The 986-nt window shown below is 65.4% G+C and carries 1 protein-coding gene; it reads right to left on the bottom strand.

What is annotated here, in order from left to right; translation table 11 throughout:
* The coding region (locus AC1DU4_RS26300) for a cbb3-type cytochrome c oxidase subunit I (RefSeq protein WP_477844916.1) at window positions 1-986 on the bottom strand (986 nt) is incomplete at both ends.

Genomic DNA, 986 nt, shown 5'->3' with positions numbered 1-986 from the left:
CTCGTTGCCGAGCCAGTGCTGGACCAGGAACGTGGTGTGGAAGCCGATGAAGGTGGTCCAGAAGTGCCACTTGCCGAGGCGCTCGTCCATCAGGCGGCCCGTCATCTTCGGGAACCAGAAGTAGATGCCGGCGTAGGTGGCGAACACGATGGTGCCGAAGAGCACGTAGTGGAAGTGCGCGACCACGAAGTAGCTGTCGGTGACGTGGAAGTCGATCGGCGGGCTGGCGAGCAGCACGCCGGACAGACCACCGAAGAGGAACGTCACCAGGAAGCCGACCGAGAAGAGCATCGGCGTCTCGAAGGTCACCTGGCCCTTCCACATGGTGCCGATCCAGTTGAAGAACTTCACGCCGGTCGGGACGGCGATGAGGAACGTCATGAAGGAGAAGAACGGCAGCAGCACGGCGCCGGTGGCGTACATGTGGTGCGCCCACACGGCGATGGACAGCGCGGCGATACCGAGCGTGGCGTACACCAGGCCGCTGTAGCCGAAGAGCGGCTTACGGCTGAAGACCGGGAAGATCTCCGAGACGATGCCGAAGAACGGCAGCGCGATGATGTACACCTCGGGGTGACCGAAGAACCAGAACAGGTGCTGCCAGAGCAGGACACCGCCGTTCGCCGGGTCGAAGATGTGGGCGCCGAAGTGTCTGTCCACGAACACGCCGAGCAGCGCCGCGGTCAGCAGCGGGAAGGCGAGCAGGATCAGGATGGCGGTCACGAGGATGTTCCAGGTGAAGATCGGCATCCGGAACATGGTCATGCCGGGGGCCCGCAGGCAGACCACGGTGGTGATGAAGTTGACGGCGCCGAGGATGGTGCCGAGGCCACCGACGGCCAGGCCCATGATCCACAGGTCCGCGCCGACGCCGGGCGAGTGCACCGCGTCGGTCAGCGGGCTGTAGGCGGTCCAGCCGAAGTCGGCCGCGCCGCCGGGGGTCACGAAACCCGCGGTCGCGATGATCGCGCCGAACAGGTACAGCC

The sequence above is a fragment of the Rhodococcus sp. P4_F5 genome (genome assembly GCF_056401315.1).
The sequence above is the reverse complement of the archived record's forward strand: the minus strand, read 5'-3'. Positions and strand labels throughout refer to the sequence as shown.